Annotated in this window: 21 protein-coding genes; 9 read left to right on the top strand and 12 right to left on the bottom strand. The window is 39.8% G+C overall.

From position 1 onward, the window contains the following. Positions 1 to 126: 126 nt before the first annotated feature. The 6 genes from BV214_RS12300 to BV214_RS12275 all read right to left on the bottom strand — a co-directional run bounded on the left by BV214_RS12300 (position 127) and on the right by BV214_RS12275 (position 5,556). Positions 127 to 1,071: a metallophosphoesterase gene (locus tag BV214_RS12300; RefSeq protein ID WP_140157755.1), complete on the bottom strand. Its 945-nt coding sequence runs from the start codon at positions 1,069 to 1,071 to the stop codon at positions 127 to 129. Positions 1,072 to 1,214: 143 nt separating this feature from the next. Further along, positions 1,215 to 1,637, bottom strand: a complete 423-nt coding sequence (locus BV214_RS12295; RefSeq protein WP_086477807.1) for a DoxX family protein — start codon at positions 1,635 to 1,637, stop codon at positions 1,215 to 1,217. Positions 1,638 to 1,856: 219 nt separating this feature from the next. Continuing rightward, entirely contained in the window at positions 1,857 to 2,624 is a 768-nt protein-coding gene (locus tag BV214_RS12290; RefSeq protein ID WP_086477806.1) for a hypothetical protein, read from the bottom strand. A 107-nt stretch (positions 2,625 to 2,731) separates the two neighbouring features. Continuing rightward, positions 2,732 to 3,652, bottom strand: a complete 921-nt coding sequence (locus BV214_RS12285) for an ester cyclase (RefSeq protein ID WP_086477805.1) — start codon at positions 3,650 to 3,652, stop codon at positions 2,732 to 2,734. Between the two features lie 206 nt (positions 3,653 to 3,858). Then, a complete protein-coding gene (locus BV214_RS12280; RefSeq protein ID WP_086477804.1) occupies positions 3,859 to 4,782 on the bottom strand; it encodes an ester cyclase in 924 nt (307 codons plus the stop codon). Between the two features lie 6 nt (positions 4,783 to 4,788). Then, on the bottom strand, positions 4,789 to 5,556 hold the full coding sequence (locus tag BV214_RS12275) for a hypothetical protein (protein WP_086477803.1): 768 nt from the start codon (positions 5,554 to 5,556) through the stop codon (positions 4,789 to 4,791). Positions 5,557 to 5,876: 320 nt separating this feature from the next. Here BV214_RS12275 and BV214_RS12270 point away from each other — a divergent pair, with 320 nt between their 5' ends. Next, positions 5,877 to 7,814 carry a tetratricopeptide repeat-containing sensor histidine kinase gene (locus BV214_RS12270; RefSeq protein WP_086477802.1) on the top strand — a complete coding sequence of 646 codons (1,938 nt, stop codon included), beginning with the start codon at positions 5,877 to 5,879 and terminating at the stop codon, positions 7,812 to 7,814. Positions 7,815 to 7,816: 2 nt separating this feature from the next. Next, positions 7,817 to 8,551 (top strand): LytR/AlgR family response regulator transcription factor, encoded by a 735-nt coding sequence (locus BV214_RS12265; RefSeq protein WP_086477801.1) that lies wholly within the window; start codon positions 7,817 to 7,819, stop codon positions 8,549 to 8,551. Between the two features lie 73 nt (positions 8,552 to 8,624). Here BV214_RS12265 and rpiA read toward each other — a convergent pair whose 3' ends face one another. From rpiA to BV214_RS12245, 4 genes are all read right to left on the bottom strand, one after another. Further along, positions 8,625 to 9,302 carry a ribose-5-phosphate isomerase RpiA gene (rpiA, locus tag BV214_RS12260; RefSeq protein ID WP_086477800.1) on the bottom strand — a complete coding sequence of 226 codons (678 nt, stop codon included), beginning with the start codon at positions 9,300 to 9,302 and terminating at the stop codon, positions 8,625 to 8,627. A 39-nt stretch (positions 9,303 to 9,341) separates the two neighbouring features. Next, positions 9,342 to 9,959, bottom strand: coding sequence for an FMN-binding negative transcriptional regulator (locus BV214_RS12255; RefSeq protein WP_086477799.1), 618 nt, complete (start codon positions 9,957 to 9,959; stop codon positions 9,342 to 9,344). A 92-nt stretch (positions 9,960 to 10,051) separates the two neighbouring features. Beyond that, positions 10,052 to 10,894, bottom strand: coding sequence for an endonuclease/exonuclease/phosphatase family protein (locus BV214_RS12250; protein ID WP_176328510.1), 843 nt, complete (start codon positions 10,892 to 10,894; stop codon positions 10,052 to 10,054). A gap of 213 nt (positions 10,895 to 11,107) precedes the next feature. Continuing rightward, entirely contained in the window at positions 11,108 to 12,385 is a 1,278-nt protein-coding gene (locus tag BV214_RS12245; RefSeq protein WP_086477798.1) for a DEAD/DEAH box helicase, read from the bottom strand. 797 nt (positions 12,386 to 13,182) lie between these two features. Between BV214_RS12245 and BV214_RS12235 the strand changes: the two genes are divergently transcribed. From BV214_RS12235 to BV214_RS12215, 5 genes are all read left to right on the top strand, one after another. Then, positions 13,183 to 14,520: a histidine kinase gene (locus tag BV214_RS12235; protein WP_086477796.1), complete on the top strand. Its 1,338-nt coding sequence runs from the start codon at positions 13,183 to 13,185 to the stop codon at positions 14,518 to 14,520. Positions 14,521 to 14,660: 140 nt separating this feature from the next. Further along, the gene (locus tag BV214_RS12230; protein ID WP_086477795.1) at positions 14,661 to 14,963 is read left to right on the top strand and encodes a 2TM domain-containing protein; all 303 of its coding nucleotides are present in this window, start codon (positions 14,661 to 14,663) and stop codon (positions 14,961 to 14,963) included. 25 nt (positions 14,964 to 14,988) lie between these two features. Further along, the gene (locus tag BV214_RS12225; RefSeq protein WP_086477794.1) at positions 14,989 to 15,321 is read left to right on the top strand and encodes a 2TM domain-containing protein; all 333 of its coding nucleotides are present in this window, start codon (positions 14,989 to 14,991) and stop codon (positions 15,319 to 15,321) included. After that, positions 15,318 to 15,644, top strand: coding sequence for a 2TM domain-containing protein (locus BV214_RS12220; protein WP_086477793.1), 327 nt, complete (start codon positions 15,318 to 15,320; stop codon positions 15,642 to 15,644). The genes BV214_RS12225 and BV214_RS12220 overlap by 4 nt, the downstream gene beginning before the upstream one ends. Before the next feature lie 39 nt (positions 15,645 to 15,683). Next, complete coding sequence (locus tag BV214_RS12215) at positions 15,684 to 16,439, top strand: LytR/AlgR family response regulator transcription factor (RefSeq protein ID WP_086477792.1); 756 nt, start codon at positions 15,684 to 15,686, stop codon at positions 16,437 to 16,439. Positions 16,440 to 16,535: 96 nt separating this feature from the next. On the opposite strand, the gene BV214_RS12210 is transcribed toward BV214_RS12215, so the two are convergent. Both BV214_RS12210 and gndA read right to left on the bottom strand, forming a co-directional pair. After that, positions 16,536 to 17,720 carry an LETM1-related biofilm-associated protein gene (locus BV214_RS12210; protein WP_086477791.1) on the bottom strand — a complete coding sequence of 395 codons (1,185 nt, stop codon included), beginning with the start codon at positions 17,718 to 17,720 and terminating at the stop codon, positions 16,536 to 16,538. A gap of 390 nt (positions 17,721 to 18,110) precedes the next feature. Continuing rightward, the gene (gene gndA, locus BV214_RS12205; RefSeq protein ID WP_086477790.1) at positions 18,111 to 19,517 is read right to left on the bottom strand and encodes an NADP-dependent phosphogluconate dehydrogenase; all 1,407 of its coding nucleotides are present in this window, start codon (positions 19,515 to 19,517) and stop codon (positions 18,111 to 18,113) included. A 189-nt stretch (positions 19,518 to 19,706) separates the two neighbouring features. Here gndA and zwf point away from each other — a divergent pair, with 189 nt between their 5' ends. Then, the gene (gene zwf, locus BV214_RS12200; protein ID WP_086477789.1) at positions 19,707 to 21,239 is read left to right on the top strand and encodes a glucose-6-phosphate dehydrogenase; all 1,533 of its coding nucleotides are present in this window, start codon (positions 19,707 to 19,709) and stop codon (positions 21,237 to 21,239) included. 103 nt (positions 21,240 to 21,342) lie between these two features. Beyond that, complete coding sequence (pgl, locus tag BV214_RS12195; protein ID WP_086477788.1) at positions 21,343 to 22,053, top strand: 6-phosphogluconolactonase; 711 nt, start codon at positions 21,343 to 21,345, stop codon at positions 22,051 to 22,053. The last annotated feature ends 47 nt before the right edge of the window (positions 22,054 to 22,100 follow it).

The following is a 22,100-nucleotide window of genomic DNA, read 5'->3' as shown; positions in this document are numbered from 1 at the left end:
TTTACACCCAATTTTACTATATACCCATGAATTATCCGGGTTAAGACGATGGTAAAAGGGGAGGGCTAAGGTGTTTTATGGCCAATAGGGTTAGCCTACCCCAATAGGAAGGGAATAAAGTCCACTTTAATCCAAAAAAGTACGATCAAATACAAATGGACTGTCCTTGTGTAGATCTACAGTGATCTTAACGGCTTTAATTCCACCATCGATTTGTAATCGGGTAATATTTTTCTCTGGCCAAGGTTTATTCTGGTACCAGATATGACCATCCCCCTGTACATAGAGCACGGGTTTGCCAAAAGATTTGGAGGCCAACCTAAACGCATCCGTATAAACTTGAAATTTCTCTGGCCCCGCTTCCACAATATTAGCATGACCAAAAATGACGGCTGCAGCAACCGTCTCCTGTTGTTCCTCCATCAATTTCTTTACCCAATTCCCATTATCCGTTAATCTAGTTTGCCATTCTCCTGCATCATGAACATTGCTTCCTACCAAATTGATGCCAATGAACAATACCTTCTCCATGGTCCAACTAAAATTTTCAGTTCGCGCTGCTTGGTAAGTCACCTCGGGCTTAAAAGTCCAGTTTTTATTAAAGTGTAAAAAATACTTCTTCCAATACTCCAAGCCTTGAGCTGGATTATCACAATCGTTGTATTCGTTATCCCCTAAAACAATAAAGGTAGGTGCCTCAAATAATCTTAGGATACTATCCACATCCTTATAGATTGGTTCTTCACAGGATACGGCACCCGGTTTTATATCGCCCACATGGACCACAAATTCCGAAGGGTCACTGGCGTTATGTTTATTGATCAACTCTAGTAATCCATCTCGTTGCTCCTCCGAATAGGGTACGTCTCCTATTACTGTAAAGGATACTGGATCCGTACCGACGGCCAAATCATCGTCTGTAGTGTCCTTAGGTGGGGAGTCCTCATTCTCCAATACACAACCGCTCATTAAGAAAAGGAGTAATACAGCAACTAGCCATCCGCTAAGAATGTGTTTACCATTAATGAAAAAACACATCTTTTTGGGGTTAGAATTATAGTCCGCGAACATAGTGAGTGCTTTATATGTTATGTGAGGTAGGTATTCTCCAAGCCTTGCGTTGAAGTGTTTTTGGGGTTGTGGTCATCTATACAATGGGCTATCCTGGATTTGATGACAGGAAAATTCTTAGGTGATTCTTAAACAACAGTGGTTTATTTCTGCATCTTCAGATAGTAATCTGCCGAGTGTTTTCCTGAGCCATAAAGCAGGAAGAATACCAAAAGAATAAAAACAATGGAAGCTAAAATAAGGTTGTTCACATTCATTTCCCCTAAGAAATTCACCATGATGGCCCCTATAATTATGGGCATTTGTGCCAATACCGCCCATCTAGTCAATAGGCCAATCACCAATAAGAATCCGCCTAAAAAATGTGCAGGTGCTACATAGTGCATTATTAGCATTCCACCAGGTAAATCCTGGAAGGGCCTTATCATTTCGGCCATTTGTTGGTGGTTAGACATAAAGTCTACTCCCTTCATAAAAAGAAAGACTCCCAAAGCTATGCGTACTAAATCCAAGGGATAATAAGTGTGTGCATTGGCCCATTTGTTCAAGGATTTTATTGTAGCCATGACTTTTGTATTTATATGTTAGTATACCTTTAAGATACTCATATTTAATGATATATGGAAGAGTTGGGTGCGCTTTTTTAGGGCGCGTCTAGCTCATTCCTTGAGTTTGTTGGCAACTTCTAACTAGGGGTGAAGCATAAATAAACCCAGGAGTGATTCCCGGGTTTATAGGCATTGGTCCATAAGGAAGTGTTATATTGACAGCTAATTCAAATAATATTACTGACGGGCCATAGCCTTGAGTTCTCCACTTAATCCGCTTAGATCCTCGCGGTAGATCCATATTTCGGAGGAGTATTTTCCGTGCGTTATATCTTCCCAGTCTTCTAAAAATTTCTCAAAACTGCCTGCACCGTGGGTCTCATCAAATTTTTCGGAAAATTTTCCATCGATTCCCATCCAGGACGAATTTTCAAAGAAGGAAACATAGGCCAAATCCTTCCCATCGGTCATGCTAGACAATTCATTGGTGTACATCCCAAATGTTTCCTCGGGAAACTTTTCTACCATCGTTTTATGGATTTTTTTTAACATGGGCAGTAATTTGCTGCCTTTAAACCGTTTTACATCATAAATGTCTACCAGAATATTCTTTATGGTAAAATCCTTGGGGTAATTAGATAGGTTTGGGTGGAATTTCCAATAGGTCTGCTCTCCTTGTGGCAATACATAGGGCATAACGTTGTTTGTCCAATCGTTATCGTGTTCCTTTTGGGCCGGACGCTTGTCTAACTCACTCCAAGGAAGTGGTCCCATGACCCACATATAACTGCCGGTGTTTTTTCCGCTTGCAATCCAATAGACCCTGGCTCCATAAAGACCCTCCCCATGGTAGGTTTTATTATGGGCGGCCAAACCCGATTCAAATTCGGTGATTTTAGCAGGGTCTGGGGTAATCATTCCATTTTCCAGGATGGTATAACCCTCATTGTTCTGTGAGAGTGCGAGGAAGGGTATAAGAAATAATGTAAGTATGGCATTTTTCATGATCTTGATATTTTAAATTATTATTTAATTAGTGGGCTAGGGGGTGTTTATAGCACATCCATGATCTATCCTGTAAAGGATGCTCGCTATTAGTGTCCTAGTCAGTTCTATCTGCCTAATGCTTCATGCAGTTGTTTGGTATCCACAAACTGTTGAAACCTAATGATTTTTCTGCCTTTCAAACTCCATAAATGAGCAGCTTGCGCATCAATGGGTGCACCATTCTTTTTCAAGGTAGCACGGTACCGCAACGTGGCCAATACCTGATTGTTTGCCATTTCATATAGCTGAATATCAGCTAATTTAAAGAATTCATGATCTTCCTTTATACGGGTAAATATTCCGTCTAAGACCGCCTGTGGTCCCTTATAGGGATTCCCATCGGCATAGGAATTGCCTTCCGCTTCGTTCCACACAATATTGGGGTCCATTAAGCTTAATACCGTGGGGATATCTCCGATGGAAAAGGAATTGTAAATGCTATCGACCACCGTCATATTATGTGGGTCGGACTGTATTCCCAGTTGCTGTAGAAACACCATATTATCCATGAAATCCTGTTCTTGGGCAATTTTTCCCTGCCTCATTTTTACAAGGGTTACCCCGTTAATGTTTACAGTATTTCCCGTAGCGGGAATCCCAAAAAAGTCGCCCGTATGAGTTCCTGTAAAATTCCAGTGTTTAACCAGTTTATCGTCCTGTCCAAAGATGTCTACTATGGAAAAACTAATGTTGGAAAAACCCGTGATAAAATGTTGGTAGTAGGCCTTAAATTTATCAATGCCCACTATAGAATCTGGATTGGTTATCAAAGTAATACTGGTATCGAAGTTCTGGGAGTTAATTTGGTCAATTTCACCATTGTTTAGGACCTTATCCCATACCTGCGTATAAATTTGAATATTATTCTCTAGGTTTTTATCTTGTGCTATTCCCAAGTAATGGCTAATGCAGACTAGAAAAAATAACACTGCTACCCTTCTAAATCTGGGAGTGGCAATGATTGTGATTGGTGGTACTTGTTCCATGGTGTCTATAAATTATGCTAATTAATTGCTGCCACTAGTATAGAGGGGAATGGCAAAGGCTAAATACCTTCCCAAGCATTCCTGTCAGTGAGGCGGAGTTGAAATTAAAACACCTGACTTGCTGTCTTTTAAGAAACCTAACAGGAAACTATCCTAGTCTCCCCCAAAAATATAGGATGGTTTATGCTGTTAGGTTTTTGTAGTTTCTAGTTATTAAGGGTGGGCATGCTATACCCCAGTTGCTGATACACCACTAGGTTGTCATAAAAGGCCTCCTCTTGTATCGCCTTCCCAGAATTATCAAAAGTCCATATACTATACCCATGGGTTTTAATTTCTTTTCCTGTGGGCTTATTCTCCATAAATTGACCGGTGTTGGTACCGGTACAGGTCCAATGTAAATGGGCCTTGTTCCCTTGGATGACCGTATTGTCTATCGCTACCTTAAAGTCTGGGAACGCACTGTGATACAATTCCATGAAACTTCCATATTCCGACGGATTTCTGGCTATAACATTCCCATTATCACTTCTAGTAAGGTTGCTGGCCATATTGGAGTTCATCAACTCAACGTCATTGGTATTCCAGGCTTTTGCAATGTTTGTGATGGTAGCTTGTATAGCTTTCTCATCTGCATTCATACTATTGTTGGTCGCTATTTTTTGAAGCGCCACAAGTAGTGGTGCCCGGTCCCATAGTCCAATCTCTCTTACAATTTTACCTTCTTTAAACTGATAGGTTAAATGTATGGGAATGGTTATTACTTCCTTGTTTGCTGCCAACTCCCCTTTCCAATCTAACCAACAGTTAACCCATACCTCTCCGTCATCGTTTACTATCATTTCGTATTCGGGTTCATTGTCTAAAAAGCCACGTGATGCAAAATTGGCATCATTTTCTTGGTGGTATGCTATTACCTCACTTGGAGACAAGGATCCGTTAGTAGAATTATATCGTGTTTCCGAGGTGTCTGCATACATACCGATATCGTAGGTTTTATCATTGTAATTTTTAATCAATGATTTAACTATATCAATTTCCGGGGAATCTTGGGTGTAACGTTTTTCTTGACTTTCACAGGAGCTGCCCAGTAGAAGAATGAGTCCTATAGCTATGACTGATCTTAACATATACGATTAGTTTTGGGGTGTATAGGCCAGTTCTGGGTGCATACTTCCGGTCTCGGTTTCGTATTTATGGACGTATTGAAATAATTCCTGAAATAGTTTCTGTCCTTCCTCTCCTAACAATTGTTCGTTTTCCTTGGATTTTTTGGCATAATCCTCTGCATCTACCGCAGACACTACGGCTAGGTAATAATCGCCCATATTGCCAAATCCGTTATGATATATTCGATAGTATTCCTTGGAACCTTTACTAGCATATAGGGCTTTCAGCTCTTTTAATTTCCCCTTAAGGTTCTGAATATTGTCTGGGGTGACGTGTAAAAAGTGCCATTTTCTAAAATTCTGACCTTCAGTATTAATGTTAATCCCATCGGGCATATAGGTGAGCTCCTTATTAAGGTAGATAATGTAGTCACCATGCTTGTCATAGCATTCATTAAAGCGTCTAAAGAGGTCTTGCCATGCATCTTTTCCCAATTTTTCGGCCAAGGGGGCCATCACGTTTTTATCCAGTTCAGCCATATTCTCTATAGGGGATATATTGAAATACCGACCAGTGGTAGTGGAGGCTACCATCCAACTTAACCCTTGTATGTTGTGTTCCTTAAAGGCGTCCATAAAGTCCTTGGAAACCGCCTCGTACTTTTGGATCATAGAGGGTTTCACCTGGTCTTCATGAATATAGTAGGCCTGATTCTTTTCTGATTGGGCTTGTATTACAAGGGATCCTTGGAAAATGAGTAGTGTAAGGATCGCCATTTTTCTGAATGTTCTCATGATATTGATGTGTTAGGTTATACTTCTTATTTATCCTAGCGGGAAAATCTAAGAGGCATGGATTTATTATATCGTTGATGGGTAAGGAGTAGGTTACCCGCTTAAAATAATATTGGAACGTACATCTAGCCTCGGTCTCCGTTCCGCTAAAACCTCCCTATCCTACTAAATAAGTGCATATAACCAGCCTACACAACCAGATGGGGACGAAGCGATAGGAATGGTATCCGAGTGAATGGTATTTTTTATCAAAGGATTAATTAAAAAAATTGTATATTTAGTATCCCGACTTCTTACGACCTATTTTAAAGGGTGCAGAAATGGGAAGACCAATCAAATTCACTATTCTTCTATATTTATTGTTCAGCATGTTTCTGCATGGACAGTCGCCAGAATACCAAAGGGTTTTTGTAGATACCGACAATTTTGGTGAATCTTATTTGGACGATTTAAGGGATGCCTATAGCAAGGTGACCAATAATGATACCTTACAATATTCCATATTGAACGATCTCTCCTATTATTGGCATACACGAAATTTAAAAAAGGCAATCCAATGTACGGAAATGGGATTGCAGCTCACCACCTTAAATTCCGATACCCTGTGGCATGGCCGGTTTCAGATTACCCAAGGGGCCATATTACTGCGAATGGAGAAATTGGATAGTGCCCAAACTGTATTGGAAGAGGCTATGGCTAAGGTGCCAGAGAGGGATTTAGCCTTTTTAAACACACAAATGGGCTATGTTTATGAACGGAGGGGACAGTTAGACAAAGCGGCTGGCTATGTTTTGGAGTCCTTGCGATTGGGGAATCTTTTTCAGGATAAAAAAGCCATTGCACTGGCTTATAGCGACCTTAGTAATATTTTCTGGAAACAGTCCAAGTTTATAAAGGGGCTAGAATATGGACTTAAGGCCATAAATATATTTGAAGAGCGGGGAATCAATGATTTGGATTATGACTTTACCCTTTATGTGGTGGGTAATAACTACCTGATGCTGCAAGAATATGATAACGCCCTTAAATTTTATGATCATGCCAAGGCTATTGGGGAACGATACGGGTTCTATAATAACCTAAGTGATATTTATATTTCCCTGGTAGAGCTGTATTGTTCCTTAGATAATTATGAAGCAGCAGAAAAGGCTGGAAAAAACGCCATTAAATATGCCAAGTTGCTAGATAATAACTTTCTCTTAATGCGAGCCTATCTCTCTGTGGGGAAATTGCAAAATTTACAGGGAAAGTACAGCAGTGCTATTGAAAGCCTTCAGGAATCGATTGAGGTAGCGACAGAAAATTTTGGGGACGAATATTACCTAAGTCAGGCCTACGAAGCCCTGGGGAAGGCCTTGGCAGGAAATCACAATTATAGGGAGGCCTATAAGGCATTTTCCGAGTATGATAAATTAAAGAAGATTGTGTTTAATGCCGAGTCCGATCAGCGCATCGCCTTGTTACAAACGGAGTTTGATGTTGCGCAGAAGGAGAACACTATTCTTTTGCAGCAGACTAAAATAAGAAAGCAGAACACCAACCAGATACTGAGCTTTATCATTACAGGATTATTACTGTTTTTAGTAATTCTAGGTTTTGTTGCCATTAAAAACAATCGCAAGAAGAATGTATTGCTACAGCTCCAAAACGATGAAAAGGAATTTCTTATAAAGGAAATTCACCATAGGGTGAAAAATAATCTAGAAGTGGTCTCAAGCTTATTATCACTTCAAACGGCGCAGATTAAGGATGCAAACATTAAGGATGCCATGTTCCAAATCCAAAGCCGAATTGAGAGTATGAGCATGATTCATCAAAACTTATATCATGGGAAACGACTAACTTCTATTGGGATGAGGACCTATTTTATAAAATTGGCGGATTACATTCTAGATTCCTATGGGGCCCGGGATAGGATTACCATGGTTTACAAAATGAAGGATATTGAACTTAATGTGGATATCGCCACTCCCATTGGTCTTATTGTAAACGAGCTGGTTACCAATTCCTTGAAATATGCCTTTCCGGGTAATGTAGAGGGGACAATTACGATAGAGTTAGAGGAGACCGACTCGGTTTTGGAATTACGGGTTATGGATAACGGAGTGGGTTTTACAGAGGAAACCGAAGTGCAAGGTACTGGTTTTGGCACCCAATTAGTAAAGTTGCTAACCCAACAATTGGACGGTAAGATGCGATTAAAGAATAATAAAGGGACTGATATTTTCTTTGAGTTTCAACTACATAAAGCAGCCTAGATATGGAAGAAAAAACAAGGATTTTAATTGTTGAGGACGATATGATTATCGCAGCTAATATTTCTTTGCAGTTATCCAATGCGGGCTACGAGATTACTGGAGTGGTTCCCAGAGGGGAAGAAGCTGTGCTACATGCGAAGGCTAACAAGCCCGATATTATATTAATGGATATCAACCTTAGGGGGGCTCTAGACGGAATAGCAACCGCCTCCAAGATACAGGAAACCCATAATGTGCCCATTATTTATTTAACCGCAAATTCCGATGAACCCACTTTTGCCAGGGCAAAGACTACCCATCCCTACGCCTTTATTTCCAAGCCCTTTAGCAACCTAGACCTGCAGCGTACCATAGCCTTGGTAGAGGAACAGTTAAAGGAGAACAAGGATAGGGATAGTAATAGAACAGGACAGGTACAGGTGATGGCCGATCGTATTTTTGTTCGCCATAATGGTAAGATGATTAAGCTGTTGTTAGACGATATTTTATACATCGAGGCTGATAGGAATTACAGTATCCTGGTAACCCCTAAAGGAACCTATTTAATTAGTACTACTTTAAAAGTGTTAGAAGAGGAGCTAAATTGCCAAAAATTTATAAGGGTACACCGCTCTTATATGGTAAATATCTCAAAATTGGATGTAGTGGGAGAGCACCACTTAGAGATTAATAGGAAGGTGATTCCAGTAAGTAAGACTTTTAAAAAACGACTCTTTAGACATTTACATACCATATAGGAGGTACTCCTTGACAAATAATAAAACGCCCTAATATTTTAGGGAAATTATATATTTCCCATTAACAAAGCACCTATCTTTTAAAGGTGAGGGTGCTGTCTTCCTTTCCCATAATTATAATATCTGCCAAATCTATAAATAGGCCGGTTTCCACAACACCGGGGATTTGTTTTAGTTGGTAATCCAGTAAGGGAATATTAGTAGGTTGTTTTATGGTGACATCTACAATATAATTGCCTTCATCAGTGATGAAATAGCTGCTGTCCTTTTTCCTTATTGTGGGTAGTAGCTGCATTTGTGTTAGGGAGTGCACTATCTTCTTGGTGGCCAGGGGTATGGTTTCTACAGGGAGCTTAAAATCCCCTAACCGGTTTACCTGTTTTTGGGAATCGGCAATGATAATGACAAGCTCAGAATTGTAGGCTAGTATTTTTTCATGTAACAAGGCCCCACCGCCGCCTTTAATCAATTGCAGGTATGGGTCAAACTCATCCGTACCATCTATGGTAAGGTCTATTCGGTCTGCATTCTCCAGGGATACCAACGGGATGCCCAAGTCCGTTGCCAGCCTTTTTGTGCTTTCTGAGCTGGGGACGCCTGTAATATGCAAACCCTCCTTATGCAGCCTCCCCAATTCTTTAATCATTATGGAGGCAGTGCTACCTGTGCCTAACCCTACCGTCATCCCAGGTTTTACATACTTCACTGCTTCCAAGGCCGCCAGTTTCTTTTCTTTGTCAAGAGCTGTCATTTGTTGTATTAGTTTTAAAGTTGAACCCCTAATCGGTCACTAGCGGGGGCAGTTGCTATTTTTCATCAGCTTTGCTATTTCTTTAGAACCACTGCCTTCATATTTATTCAGTTCTGCTATAATTTGAGGGTGGTCTTCCATACGGGTTTGGGATAACTTATAGGTGGCTTGAAGCTCCGTAATATGGATTTGGAAACCTACAATCCCGTTAATTTGCTTCATGGTTTCAGGTGATAGGTCATCTATTGAAATGGGGTTGTCCACTCCCTTTTCGTGTTTGTCCACAAGCTTGTGAAGCGACTCTAGGACAGCCTTCTTATCCAATATTTTAATAGTCCCATACACATGAACCGCTATATAATTCCAAGTGGGAACTTCTTCTTCCTTATACCAGGAGGAAGAGATATAACTATGTGGTCCATTAAAAATGGCTAGTACCTCCTTGTCCTCCCTAAAATATTTCCACTGTGGATTGGCTTTAGATATATGTCCAACCAATACATCGTTCCCATCCATATCCACATCTAGTTCCAAGGGAGTATGGGTAGCCCAAGGCTTGCCCGCTGTATTATTTACCAGTATCCCAAAGCTATTCTGCCTAAGAAACTCCTTTATCTCTTTTTGGTCTTTGTTCTTGTAAGGTGATGGGATATACATAATACCATGCTTTTAAAATTTTGTTTCCTTTCCCAACTGCTGGGCACTTACTATTCCTTGTTTATGGATCCCCATAAGCCACAGAAGATGCTTTATTCGGCTATAGTTATCATTACGGGCAAGTGGTCCGAGATGTGTTTGTTGTTCGCCAATCTATCATCAATATGCGTATAGGATAGAACCTCTATATCTTTTACAAATATATAATCTATCCGGTCCGTTATAACCCTATCCAGATCAAAGGCATTAAAGGTGCCTACAGGACCGTAAAAGGGCTTTTTAGTGATCTCCATGCCATCTGCCAAGTACTGCTGTAAAAACTGAATGGCCTTGGTATCTGGGGTTAAATTTAAGTCACCCATAAGAATTACGGGCGTGCCTTTGGTATTAATCTCATTAATTTTCTTGTAGATTAATTGGGCAGAATTGGATCTGGCCTTCGTACCTCGGTGATCAAAATGGGTGTTGAAAACCCAAAATTGCTTTTTTGTTTCTAGATTTTCAAAGAGCGCGTAGGTACAAATACGTTCCAGCGCAGCATCCCAGCCTACAGAAACTTTTTCGGGGGTGTCCGACAACCAAAAGGTATTGGTCTTTAAGACTTTAAATTTTTCCGCATTGTATAAAATAGCAGTGTATTCCCCCTTTTGCATACCGTCATCACGGCCAACGCCTACATAGGCAAACCCTGGTAGCGCCCCATTTAAATAGGTAACTTGGCGGTGAAGGCCCTCCTGTATTCCCACAATATCGGCATTGTAATGCCGAAGTAATTGCACCATGGTTTCCTTTCGGTCGTTCCAATTATTGATGGTGTCATGGGTGTTGTCGTACTTAATATTATAACTTATCAAATTAGTCGTTTGTGCCGAAAGGTGTAACGGAATGGCAAACAAAGTAATTCCAAGAAGGAGGGTAGAGAACAAACTTTTCATAAAGGACAATATAAGATGGATTAAAGTGATTTTATACTGCCTTAAATATCCTTATTTTTTCAATGACCAACTAAAAATTATTGATTAATCATTAAAAAAGGGAGTGAAAAGGGGAGTTTTATTCTGTGAGCTTATAAGGGTAAGTGCCTTTGTAAAAAAAACCGGGACAATTTCTTGCCCCGGTCGTTATAACTCAATATTCGCTTTAAGAGATTAATCCCTTTTAGGTCTATGGTTAGTATTTCTTCCTCTATTGTTATTTTTTCCCCCTCGCGGATTGGAATGTCCGGTTCGTGGTCGCTGCTTGTGGTTGCCGTGCTTCTTTTCTGGCTGTAAGGGCACTTCCTCCAAGCCATCATCTACAAAGGGATGGTCTGTAATGGTGGGTACTTGCTGATTAATTAGCTTTTGGATACTTTTTAAGTACGGTCTTTCTTCTGCATCACAGAATGAGACTGCTATTCCGCTGGCACTAGCCCTTCCAGTTCTTCCAATACGGTGAACGTATGTTTCAGGAACATTGGGAAGGTCGTAATTGATCACCAAGGATAAATCCTCTACATCAATCCCCCTTGCGGCAATATCTGTAGCAATAAGCACCTTTAAATCCCCATTTTTAAAATCGCCCAAGCTCTTTTGTCGTGCATTCTGGGATTTGTTGCCATGAATGGCTTCTGCTTTAATATCTGCTTTAGCCAATTGTTTTACAATTTTATTGGCACCGTGCTTGGTTCTGGAAAATACCAAGGTAGAATCGTTGGGGTCTTTTTCCAGTAGATGGGTCAGTAATTTGGGCTTATTCTTTTTGGCTACAAAATAGATAGCTTGTTCTACCTTTTCCGCGGTGGCCTGCTGAGGTTTAATAGTAACTTGCTCAAAATCGCCCAATAGTTTTCTGGACAATTCAACGATAGCCTTGGGCATGGTAGCCGAAAAGAAAAGCGATTGTCTGTTGTTGGGTAGTTTGGCAATAATTTTTTTAATATCGTGAATAAAGCCCATGTCCAGCATCTGGTCTGCTTCATCCAATACGGCGTACTTTATATCTTTAAGGGAGATGAAACCTTGATTCATTAGGTCTAACAATCTTCCTGGAGTTGCTATAAGTACGTCTACGCCCCTCTTAAGGGCATCGGTTTGTCTTCCCTGTTTAACCCCTCCAAAAATAACCGTATTTCTAATGCCGGTATGTCTGGCATAGGAGGTGAAGTTCTCTCCAATTTGTATCGCCAATTCGCGGGTAGGAGTTACTACCAATGTTCTAATTTTGCGTTGCTGCCCATCTGCTTCACGGTCTAAAACCAATTGTTGGATAATGGGAATGGAAAAGGCGGCAGTTTTACCCGTCCCGGTTTGTGCACAGCCCAATAGATCTTTACCTTTTAGTAGAATGGGAATGGATTGCTCTTGAATTGGGGTGGGTTTTGTATAGCCTTCTGCCGCTAGGGCTTTTAGGATAGGTTCTATAATACCTAATTCTTTAAATGTCATATAATATGTAAAATAATAAGAAGCAAAGGTAGGGGATTTGATTGGATAATGGATTTATTATTTATTCTGCCCCTTTTTACAGCTAGTTAGACTCCCATTATTTAATGGATCTCATGTTTCCAACCCACCTTTCCTTGCCTGCATAGACCACCTCTCTACGCTTTCTGTCTTATAGGTGCTGCATTTAAGTGTTACCGTTATTTTTTTTGGTAAAAAAGTACGGTATTTATAAATTTAACACGTAATTTTACATATCATAAGTAAGAGTAATTGATAAGTTCGAGAGTAAATTTATTCTTGACTTATAGAAGAGGACGTAGGGGTGCGTCCTCTTTTTTATTGGGGTAATTCTTCAGAAATTCGGTAAGCCTGCTTCCATCCTACTCAGAAAAAGCCCTTTTTTTCAATTCATCCTTCAATAGTCACAGTTGGGAACTTTCTAATTTATGGAACTACTACTAACCGCCATCTTTGTGCTATAACCGCAAAAGGATGTTGCCATGCATAAAATCATTCTAATAATTATTGCCTTCATCGTTGACCATACCGCGGAGAACCTAGATAGTGATAGCCATGTGGTAAAAATAGCGACCACGAAAAGCGTAGATAGTAAAGGGGGAGTTAATAAATGGGATGTGATAGATTATGGGTCAGGCAAACCTTACGCAAGCATAGCCGAATTTTATCCATTCTTAGACCCTGGTGCTAACTTTTCACTAACTTTAATCCAAAAGTATTAAGCCTGCACACTGTTTAAAATGGCACTAACCAAGCTTACCTATAATTAAATTGTCACTATGAATCGATTTCTAAGACATATTGGGAATGCCTTTCTTATTGGGACCCTTATTTATTTTGTTTTTCTTGCCATTTTCTTTTTTATGGGTAGGTTTGAAGGCGGATTTAGTTATGACCGTGCCTGGCAGGAGTACTATAGAAACATGATCTTCTCGGTAATCCTTTACCTAGTAAACGCGTATTGGATTCAATTCCTAATTGTTAAGTACAAGAAACAAATTCTCGCTAAAAAAACCTTATTAATTGGTATAACGGGCAATATCATTATATCACTTTTTGGGATATTTATGGCTAGACTATTGCTTAGAGTCGGTTTGGACAAAATACCCTTGTCCAATTTTATTCAAGGGGAGAAGTTGGAGTATTACAAGGTTTCCATGCTTATAGCACTCATTATATCCATCCTGTTTTATGTGGCCTGGTATTTTAAATATAGGCAAGAGAGCAAGATAAAGGAGCAAAAAATCATCGCAGGAACCGCATCGGCTAAATTTGATGCGCTAAAGAACCAATTGGATCCACATTTTTTATTCAATAGTCTAAACGTTCTCACCAGTTTAATTGAAGAAGATCCCCTACAGGCCCAAAGGTTCACTACGTCGCTTTCTAAGGTATATAGGTATGTGCTAGAGCAGAAGAATAAGGACCTGGTAACGGTAGATGAAGAGTTGGCCTTTGCCAAAACCTACATTAAATTACTAAAGATGAGGTTTGAAGAAAGTATTGTGTTGGATGTTCCAGAAAAAAGTACAAATCCAGAAGCCAGGATTGTACCCCTTTCCTTGCAGTTGCTATTAGAGAACGCGGTAAAACACAATATAGTTACCAAAGCTAGGCCATTGCGAGTACGGGTTTACGAAGAAGATGGTATGTTATGCGTAAGTAATAATTTCCAGGAGAAACAGGTGATTAAAAAAAGTAGCGGAGTGGGGCTTAAGAATATCCAAGAACGTTATGGAATTGTATCTAAGAGAGAGGTAGAAATAGAAAAATCAAATAGTGAGTTTATTGTGCGCCTGCCCTTATTAACCCAAAAGTTAAATAGATTTGAGACCCAACAGTTAGACATTGAGGAGAAGCGCTATAAAAAGGCAAAGGAGCGGGTAGAGGCCCTTAAGAGTTTTTACGGGAATTTAGCGGCCTATATAGTTGTAATGCCTTTACTGGCCTTAATAAATTATAATACCTCTTCTTTTCCCTGGGTCGTATTTCCCGCCCTTGGTTGGGGGTTTGGGGTAGTAATGCATGGATTGGATGCGCATGGACGTACACCCATATTGGGCAAGGGATGGGAGGAGCGTACCATGAGAAAATTAATGGAAGACGATGATTTTTAAATATCGAAGCTGTTTATGGATGCTATTGGAAGGTTATGAGAATGACACCTACAATTCAGGACGCTTTCCTAACAGTTGGGACCTATATTTTTAATTATAGTGGAAGTTCTTCCGAAATTTAATCCAACAAAGAAACAACTATGGAAAATTCAGAAAAAGAAAATAAATATTTTAAGGCAAAAGCAAGAGTGACGGAAATTAAGAAGTTCTATAACAGTTTGTTCTCCTCGATTTTCACCATTGTCCTAGTGGCAGGGATAAATTATTACGTGAACGAATGGCGTTCCCCATGGTTTTTATGGGTGGTCTTTGGATTGGGTATTAGCTTGGTTTTTAAGGGGTTTAAGGTTTTTGGCTACAATGCGCTCTTCGGTAAAAATTGGGAACAACGAAAGATTAGGGAATTTATGGAACAGGAAGATAATAGGGAGCGTTGGAGTTGAAAGTTGAAGGAAAAAGTAACGAGCGATGGAAAACAATAGCGATTATAGGCGGAAAAAGGCAATAAGAAGGATAGCGGAACTTAAAGGGTTTTATGTTCATTTTGGCCTTTACATAATCATCAATCTGGTAATTTCTACTATTAAGGTAACAAGAAACCTCCAGGAGGGGGAGACGTTCTCGGAAGCTTTTTGGGATTTTGGAACTTTTGCGGTTTGGATATTCTGGGGGATTGGAGTAGCTTTCCATGCTGCGAAAACATTCAATTACAGCCCCTTTTTTTCTAAGGAATGGGAAGAACGACAGATTAAAAAGATATTGGAGGAAGATAGAAAGGAAATGGAAAAATATAAAAAATGAAACCGCATCAGGAACATAGTGAAAAGCTGGAAAGGGCTAAAAAACGCCTTGCAGCCATCAAGGGGTTTTATAGCCACTTATTTGCATACCTTACCATTAATTTGGGCTTCCTTATAATATACTTGGTATATAGGTATGCCAATACCGGATTCTATGAGGTGATGGAAGTAGGATTCAGAAATTGGATAGATTGGAATATATTATTCACCCCGTTATTCTGGGGAATAGGGCTGTTTTTTCATGGACTTAGCGTATTTGGGAAGAAACCCCGATTTCTAAGGAATTGGGAAGAAAAGCAAATTAAAAAATATATGGAAGAGTAAGGGCATACGGTAGCAACAATAACCCCATTAACCAAATAAATGAAAGTAATAATTATAGAGGATGAGCAAGCAGCTGCAAGAAGATTAAGCCGTTTGTTGGCTAATTTGGAGGTCGCAGTGGCCACCATGTTGCATTCTGTGGAAGAAGCTATTTTATGGTTTCAAGAAAATGATCATCCAGATCTTGTTTTCTTGGATATCCAACTTTCGGACGGACTCTCTTTCGAGATTTTTGAGGCCGTGGATATAAAGAGCTCCGTAATCTTTACCACGGCTTTTGACGAATATGCGCTTCAAGCATTTAAGTTGAATAGTATAGACTACCTGTTAAAACCGATTGACGAGGAGGAGTTGGAAACAGCGGTTAAAAAATATCGATCCTTCGGACCTAAAAAACAGCAAATTTCGCTGGAGTTTGAAGATGTTAAAAAGTTGCTTTTAAATCCCTTGGAAAGGGAGTATAAAAAGCGATTTACGGTGACGGTGGGGCAGCACCTTAAAATTATAAATGCAGATGAGATAGAGTGTTTTTATAGCGAAAATAAAGGCACCTATGCAGCTACTGTGGAAGGAAGAAATTATCTATTAGATACCACCTTGGAGAATCTGGAACCAGAGCTACAGCCCGATCTCTTCTTTAGGGTAAGTAGAAAGTTCTATGTGAATGTAAATCATATTAAAGACATTGTTTCCTATACCAATTCTAGGCTGCAGATTAAACTGAACAGGTATAATGACCAAGAGATCATTGTGAGTCGGGAACGTGTAAAAAGTTTCAAGTATTGGTTGGAGTAGTGGGTGTTAATTAGTTGGTTTATATAGTGATAGGTGAATTTAAAGCCTTGTATAGATTTTCCTTATACTGCGTTTTTTGATGGTTTTTCAGAGGTTTTAATCCACTCTATTCTCGTCAAAGGAAGAAGGTAGCAATTTAGGAATTAATTTTATAAATATCGGCAATAAAACTGCACCCCCGGGAAGAATAAATATGGCCAAGGAGGGAATGCTTTTAAAAATATCCAATAGCTGATCTTGTACCTTTTTTTTCTCTTCTGCAGTTAAATCCTTAACGGTAGACTTAGATAATAGGGACACTAATTCCTTGCTTTCCGATAATTCCTTTTGAAGTCTTTTGCTATTTCTTAGGATTAATTTGTTTACAATTCTTGCCATGCTTTCATAGAATTGTACGGCCATATTTTGATCCTTTAAATGCGGAATTTTGGAGGCGTTCAGTTCAAAGAATTCAGTAACCTCAAATATGGATTTGCTAATGTGGGATTTGCTGAAACCCATGTCCTCGCCCAATTCAAAAATAAACTTGGATTCTGTGTAGGCCAAGGATTGATCTTCCCAAACAGTTAAACAGGCCACATCCAAAAAGTATTGTTTTTCACAAGTTTTAAACTGCTGTAACTGCTTGTTGCTGTAACTGCTGTCCACACTATTTTCTCCGCTTTCGGTAAAGGTGAGGGAAGAAGCAAAGAGCTGGGCTAGCTTTTCGTCATTCCTACTTTTCTGTTTAGAGTTTAAGGTGTGGTAGGTTATGTTGATGGTAATATGCTCTATGCGGTGCGCAATGTCTTTTTTGTTTTTCTCTCCTTCTAGATGACGTTTAAAAGTTAGTACATCTATAAATAGAAGGGAGTTGGTAATGATGCTATTAAAGGTTTTACTGATTAAGTTATCCTCCAAATAGATCCTGGAGTTGATGAGCGATTCTAGTTTGGCAGAGGTTTTTCTACCGATCAATAGTTTATTTATGAAGGATATCTTAGCAATGTCCAAGCCTTTGTAAAACCTAAGTAAGCGCTTAACAAAATCTTTAAAGTCAGTATTCCCAGTGGTAAATTTATAGGTGTAATATAAACCGGTCAATAGGTTTATTTTTGCCATTTCATCTTCAGAAAGCCTGTGTTCTATTTCTATAAAAGAGGGGACGTTTAAGTTTATACCATATACGAAACCTGTTTTCTTTAATTGGGCGTATAGGGTTTCAAAGGAGTTGCAATACTGATCCTCATTCTTAACTAGATGTCCAAATTTATCTATCCAACCAGAGGCCGATGGGTTCATAACATCAATATTTTAGATAGTAAATTTACACTAAAATAAATACAACTGGATTAGGGGGTGCTACTTTGCGTAAAATGATCTCAAAACTTCAGTAAGCCAGGGTAGGTGAGCTTATTCTTTTGGCTGCTTTTTAATAAATATTTCAGCTGGATTTAATATGCTGAAAAGCTCCGTTAGGCGGGTATGGCCTTCTTCTGGTAATCTATGTAGTTTTGTGAGTAAGCTGTGGTAATCCGGGCTTTAGGCGGGTAGATTAATGGGGGAGTGGTGCGTTCATAGGATTCAACCCAAACAAGCTATTCTTATAAAAACAAACTCCCTCCTTCCTGGCAACGGTTTTAGCTGCCATACAAGGAGGGAGTTTTAAAACTACCTTTTTATAGGTTTATATTATTCCCATTCTGTGTGGAAAATACCTTCCATATCCGTACGCTCATAGGTGTGCGATCCAAAATGGTCTCGCTGCGCCTGAATTAGGTTTAAGGGCAATCTTCCAGAAGTATAAACGTCAAAATAAGTTAAAGAATTGGATAGGCCTGGTAGGGGTATTCCATTTTTGGCTCCATAAGCTACTAAATTCCTTGCTGCCCCTACGGTCGCTTGTACTTTAGGGACAAAATTGGGCGATAGCAATAGATTTTTCAATTCTTTATCCTCCGTATAGGCATTGGATATATCCTCCAATAATCCGGCGCGAATAATACATCCGGCTCTCCAAATTTTAGCAATAACAGAGAGGTCCAATTCATATCCATATTCCACAGAGGCATCGGATAACTGGTGAAGTCCTTGGGCATAGGTAGTGATAAAGGCAAAGTAAAGTGCTTCTTCAGCCCATTTTGCCAATTCGTCTTTGTCCATGGCCGCAATTTTCGGTCTGTTGTAAAGCTCATCGGCCTTAACTCGTTCGTCCTTTAAGGCGGAAATCTGACGCATGCTCACGGAAATGTCTATACTAGGAATTGGAATCCCTAAGTCCATCGCATTCTGGGAGGTCCATTTACCGGTTCCTTTTTGCTTGGCCTTATCCAATATTTTCTCCACTAATTTACCATTGCCCTTGTCGTCATCTTTTTCAAAGATTTCTGCAGATATTTCAATAAGGAAGGATTGCAACCTGCCTTTGTTCCAACTGTCAAATAGGGTGTGGAGTTCTTCGTAACTAAAGTTTCCAGCTTTTTTCAGGATATCGTAGATTTCGGAGGTTAGCTGCATTAGGCCGTACTCTATTCCGTTATGGACCATTTTTACGTAGTTACCTGCCGATTTTGGTCCCAGGTAGGCTACACAAGGCTCCCCTTTAAATTTTGCGGATACTGCTTCAAATATAGGCTGTACCTCTTTGTAAGCCTCTTTGTTTCCTCCTGGCATAATGCTGGGTCCGCGTCTGGCTCCTTTGGCACCACCAGATACACCTGATCCAAAAAAGTGGATGCCTTTTTCTTTTAAATAAGCTTCCCTGCGGTCTGTATCGGTGAAAAATGAATTCCCTCCATCAATAATTAAATCGTTCTTATCCAAATGCGGCAATAAACTCTCAATAACAGAATCTACTATTTTACCTGCGGGTACCAAAAGCATAATTTTTCTGGGGGTGCTTAAGGAGTTTACAAATTCCTTTATGTCCGATGTGGCATTTACTTTCTTAGTGTCTTCCCCTTCAGCGATAAGAGCGTCCGCTTTTTCCTTATCCAGGTCGTAACCCATTGCAGAGTAGTTGTTATCGGCTACGTTCAGTATAAAGTTCCTTCCCATAACACCTAGTCCGATCAATCCAAAATCGTATGTATTTCCCATGTTTGTTTATTAAAAAAACCTAACAAAATAATGTAACTTTTGTTAAGAGTTCGTGTTTATAAAATGTATAAGCTAAATAAGTTTTATCTTCGCAGCCTAAAATAAAGTTCAAAAGTAGTGATTTTATGGGTTTTTTAATCCATTGTTATAAAATCCAACAAAAAGAACTAATATTCCAATATTTATAAGATGAACAAAACAGCAAATCAAATGCTTGTTATTTTTGGAGCCTCTGGTGACCTAACGGCAAGAAAATTAGTCCCTTCTTTATATAAGTTATATAAGGCGAATCAGCTTCCAGAAAACTTTGTGGTATTGGGGGTTAGTAGGAGTAATTTAACCGATGGCGAATTTAGAAAGAGGGTAGTTTTGGAAAGTCCCCACCTTTCGGATATGTTGAAAGATGCTACCGAGGAGGAGATTAACGATTTTTCAGATAAATTCTTTTATGAAGATTTAGGGGACGACTATAGCCGTGAATACAGTAAGTTGGCCACTAGGATTTCCGATTTGAATTCCAAGTATAGCATTGGCGGGAATTATATTTTCTATTTGTCTACCCCGCCAAGTTTATACGAGGTAATTGCCAAAAACCTTTCGGAGCAGCAACTGAATAATGAAAGCAATGGTTGGAAGCGAATTATTGTAGAAAAACCTTTTGGTTACAGTTTAGAGACTGCTAAGAAATTAAATAAGGGACTTCAAAAATACTTTAAGGAATCCCAGATCTATAGGATAGATCATTATTTGGGAAAAGAAACCGTACAGAATTTATTGGTAACCCGTTTCTCTAACAGTATTTTTGAGCCGCTTTGGAATAGGAACTATATCAATCATATAGAGATTACCAATGCCGAAAGTGGCGGAGTAGAAAAAAGAGGAGGGTATTATGATAAGTCGGGTGCGCTTCGCGATATGTTCCAAAACCACCTGATGCAAATTGTCTCCCTGATTGTAATGGAGCCTCCTATAGATGCTAGTGCCTTGGAAATTAGGAACGAAAAGGTAAAGGCCCTAAAATCTATCCGTGTGATGCGTGACGAAGAAACGCTCTTTAAAAATACGGTTAGAGGCCAATATCTTTCTTCGGTTATTAATGGGGAGAAGGTTAAGGGATACCGGGAAGAAGAGGGGGTAGACCCCAATTCCAAAACCGAAACCTATGCGGCCGTGAAGTTTTATGTGGATAACTGGAGATGGAAAGACGTTCCCTTTTATGTGCGAACGGCAAAGAGAATGCCTACCAAGGTTACCGAGGTAGTAGTCCATTTTAAGTCGCCCCACCACCAGGTATTTAAAAATTCTGACTTGCATAGCAAGGACAATCAGCTAATTATCCGTATTCAGCCCGATGAGGGAATATTGATAAAGTTTGGGGTGAAAGTTCCCGGACAAGGCTTTAAGGTAGAGCGCGCCAATTTAGACTTTTACTACTCTGGATTGGAGGAAAACAACGTGATGGAAGCCTATGAGCGTCTATTATTGGATGCGATGCAAGGAGATGCCACCCTATATGCACGTGCCGATGAGGTGGAAGCGGCATGGGACTTTGTAGATCCTATTTTGGATTACTGGGAAAATGGCAGCGATGTCAATATCTATGGGTACTCTGCAGGTACATGGGGACCCAAAAACTCGGACGATCTGCTAGAGGGAGAACTTAGATGGCGAAATCCCGGTGAAAGCTTGGCAGACGATCCTGGCTTTTGCGTTCTAAAATAGAAGTAGGCATTGAAGAATAGTGGGATTAGGTCCCATAGCTTAAAATTAATATATAGCTCCCTAATATTAGGGGGCTATTAGCTATTTATAAAAGTAATATATAATGAAAACTAATGTAGACCCGTCCAAGACGGAGGTTGCTAAGAGATTTTCCGAGTATTTGGAAGAACAGATTAAGAACAACACAGTGATGCATATTGCCCTTTCAGGGGGTAGTACGCCAAAAGGGGTGTTCGATTATATGTCTGAAAATGCAAAGGATACAGATTGGTCCAAAGTACATTTGTATTGGGGCGATGAGCGTTGTGTTGATCCAACAGACGCCGAGAGTAACTATAAAATGACGGTAGATCACCTGCTTTCCAAGATAGATATTCCAGAAGGAAATATCCATCGCGTATTGGGAGAGGCAGATCCGCAAACAGAAGCGGTCCGATATGGGAACGTATTGGAGGATCAGTTGCCTAAGGCGAATGGTATTCCCCAATTTGATTTAGTGATATTGGGTATGGGCGATGACGGACATACTGCTTCCATTTTTCCACATGAAATAGAATTATGGGAATCTAAGGAGAATTGTGAGGTTGCCATCCACCCAGATTCAGGTCAACGAAGAATTACCATTACTGGAAAAATAATAAACAATGCCAAGACGGTGGCATTTTTGGTTACTGGGGAAAACAAGGCCGAAAAAGTAAAAACCATCATCGGAAAAGAAGATGGGTACAAGGCGTATCCAGCTTCCTTGGTGGCACCTACTTCCAATAACCTAATTTGGTTTATGGATCAAGATGCCGCAGCCGGAATCCAATAAGATTCCATAGTAGGTTTAACGGAAATTGCCGCATATGCCAGTAATGG

The sequence above is a fragment of the Arenibacter amylolyticus genome (assembly GCF_002150785.1).
Classification (GTDB): Bacteria; Bacteroidota; Bacteroidia; order Flavobacteriales; family Flavobacteriaceae; genus Arenibacter; species Arenibacter amylolyticus.
Note: the sequence above shows the minus strand (reverse complement) of the source record. Positions and strands in the feature narration are given on the sequence as shown.

What these genes read in the sequence shown, in the direction of transcription:
- BV214_RS12215 (WP_086477792.1), top strand. Translation starts at nt 15,684, where the DNA reads ATGAAAGTAATAATTATAGAGGATGAGCAAGCAGCTGCAAGAAGATTA.
- BV214_RS12210 (WP_086477791.1), bottom strand. Translation starts at nt 17,720, where the DNA reads ATGAACCCATCGGCCTCTGGTTGGATAGATAAATTTGGACATCTAGTT.
- BV214_RS12230 (WP_086477795.1), top strand. Translation starts at nt 14,661, where the DNA reads ATGGAAAATTCAGAAAAAGAAAATAAATATTTTAAGGCAAAAGCAAGA.
- gndA (WP_086477790.1), bottom strand. Translation starts at nt 19,517, where the DNA reads ATGGGAAATACATACGATTTTGGATTGATCGGACTAGGTGTTATGGGA.
- BV214_RS12290 (WP_086477806.1), bottom strand. Translation starts at nt 2,624, where the DNA reads ATGAAAAATGCCATACTTACATTATTTCTTATACCCTTCCTCGCACTC.
- BV214_RS12235 (WP_086477796.1), top strand. Translation starts at nt 13,183, where the DNA reads ATGAATCGATTTCTAAGACATATTGGGAATGCCTTTCTTATTGGGACC.
- BV214_RS12265 (WP_086477801.1), top strand. Translation starts at nt 7,817, where the DNA reads ATGGAAGAAAAAACAAGGATTTTAATTGTTGAGGACGATATGATTATC.
- pgl (WP_086477788.1), top strand. Translation starts at nt 21,343, where the DNA reads ATGAAAACTAATGTAGACCCGTCCAAGACGGAGGTTGCTAAGAGATTT.
- BV214_RS12220 (WP_086477793.1), top strand. Translation starts at nt 15,318, where the DNA reads ATGAAACCGCATCAGGAACATAGTGAAAAGCTGGAAAGGGCTAAAAAA.
- zwf (WP_086477789.1), top strand. Translation starts at nt 19,707, where the DNA reads ATGAACAAAACAGCAAATCAAATGCTTGTTATTTTTGGAGCCTCTGGT.
- rpiA (WP_086477800.1), bottom strand. Translation starts at nt 9,302, where the DNA reads ATGACAGCTCTTGACAAAGAAAAGAAACTGGCGGCCTTGGAAGCAGTG.
- BV214_RS12280 (WP_086477804.1), bottom strand. Translation starts at nt 4,782, where the DNA reads ATGTTAAGATCAGTCATAGCTATAGGACTCATTCTTCTACTGGGCAGC.
- BV214_RS12275 (WP_086477803.1), bottom strand. Translation starts at nt 5,556, where the DNA reads ATGAGAACATTCAGAAAAATGGCGATCCTTACACTACTCATTTTCCAA.
- BV214_RS12225 (WP_086477794.1), top strand. Translation starts at nt 14,989, where the DNA reads ATGGAAAACAATAGCGATTATAGGCGGAAAAAGGCAATAAGAAGGATA.
- BV214_RS12285 (WP_086477805.1), bottom strand. Translation starts at nt 3,652, where the DNA reads ATGGAACAAGTACCACCAATCACAATCATTGCCACTCCCAGATTTAGA.
- BV214_RS12295 (WP_086477807.1), bottom strand. Translation starts at nt 1,637, where the DNA reads ATGGCTACAATAAAATCCTTGAACAAATGGGCCAATGCACACACTTAT.
- BV214_RS12245 (WP_086477798.1), bottom strand. Translation starts at nt 12,385, where the DNA reads ATGACATTTAAAGAATTAGGTATTATAGAACCTATCCTAAAAGCCCTA.
- BV214_RS12250 (WP_176328510.1), bottom strand. Translation starts at nt 10,894, where the DNA reads ATGAAAAGTTTGTTCTCTACCCTCCTTCTTGGAATTACTTTGTTTGCC.
- BV214_RS12270 (WP_086477802.1), top strand. Translation starts at nt 5,877, where the DNA reads ATGGGAAGACCAATCAAATTCACTATTCTTCTATATTTATTGTTCAGC.
- BV214_RS12300 (WP_140157755.1), bottom strand. Translation starts at nt 1,071, where the DNA reads ATGTTCGCGGACTATAATTCTAACCCCAAAAAGATGTGTTTTTTCATT.
- BV214_RS12255 (WP_086477799.1), bottom strand. Translation starts at nt 9,959, where the DNA reads ATGTATATCCCATCACCTTACAAGAACAAAGACCAAAAAGAGATAAAG.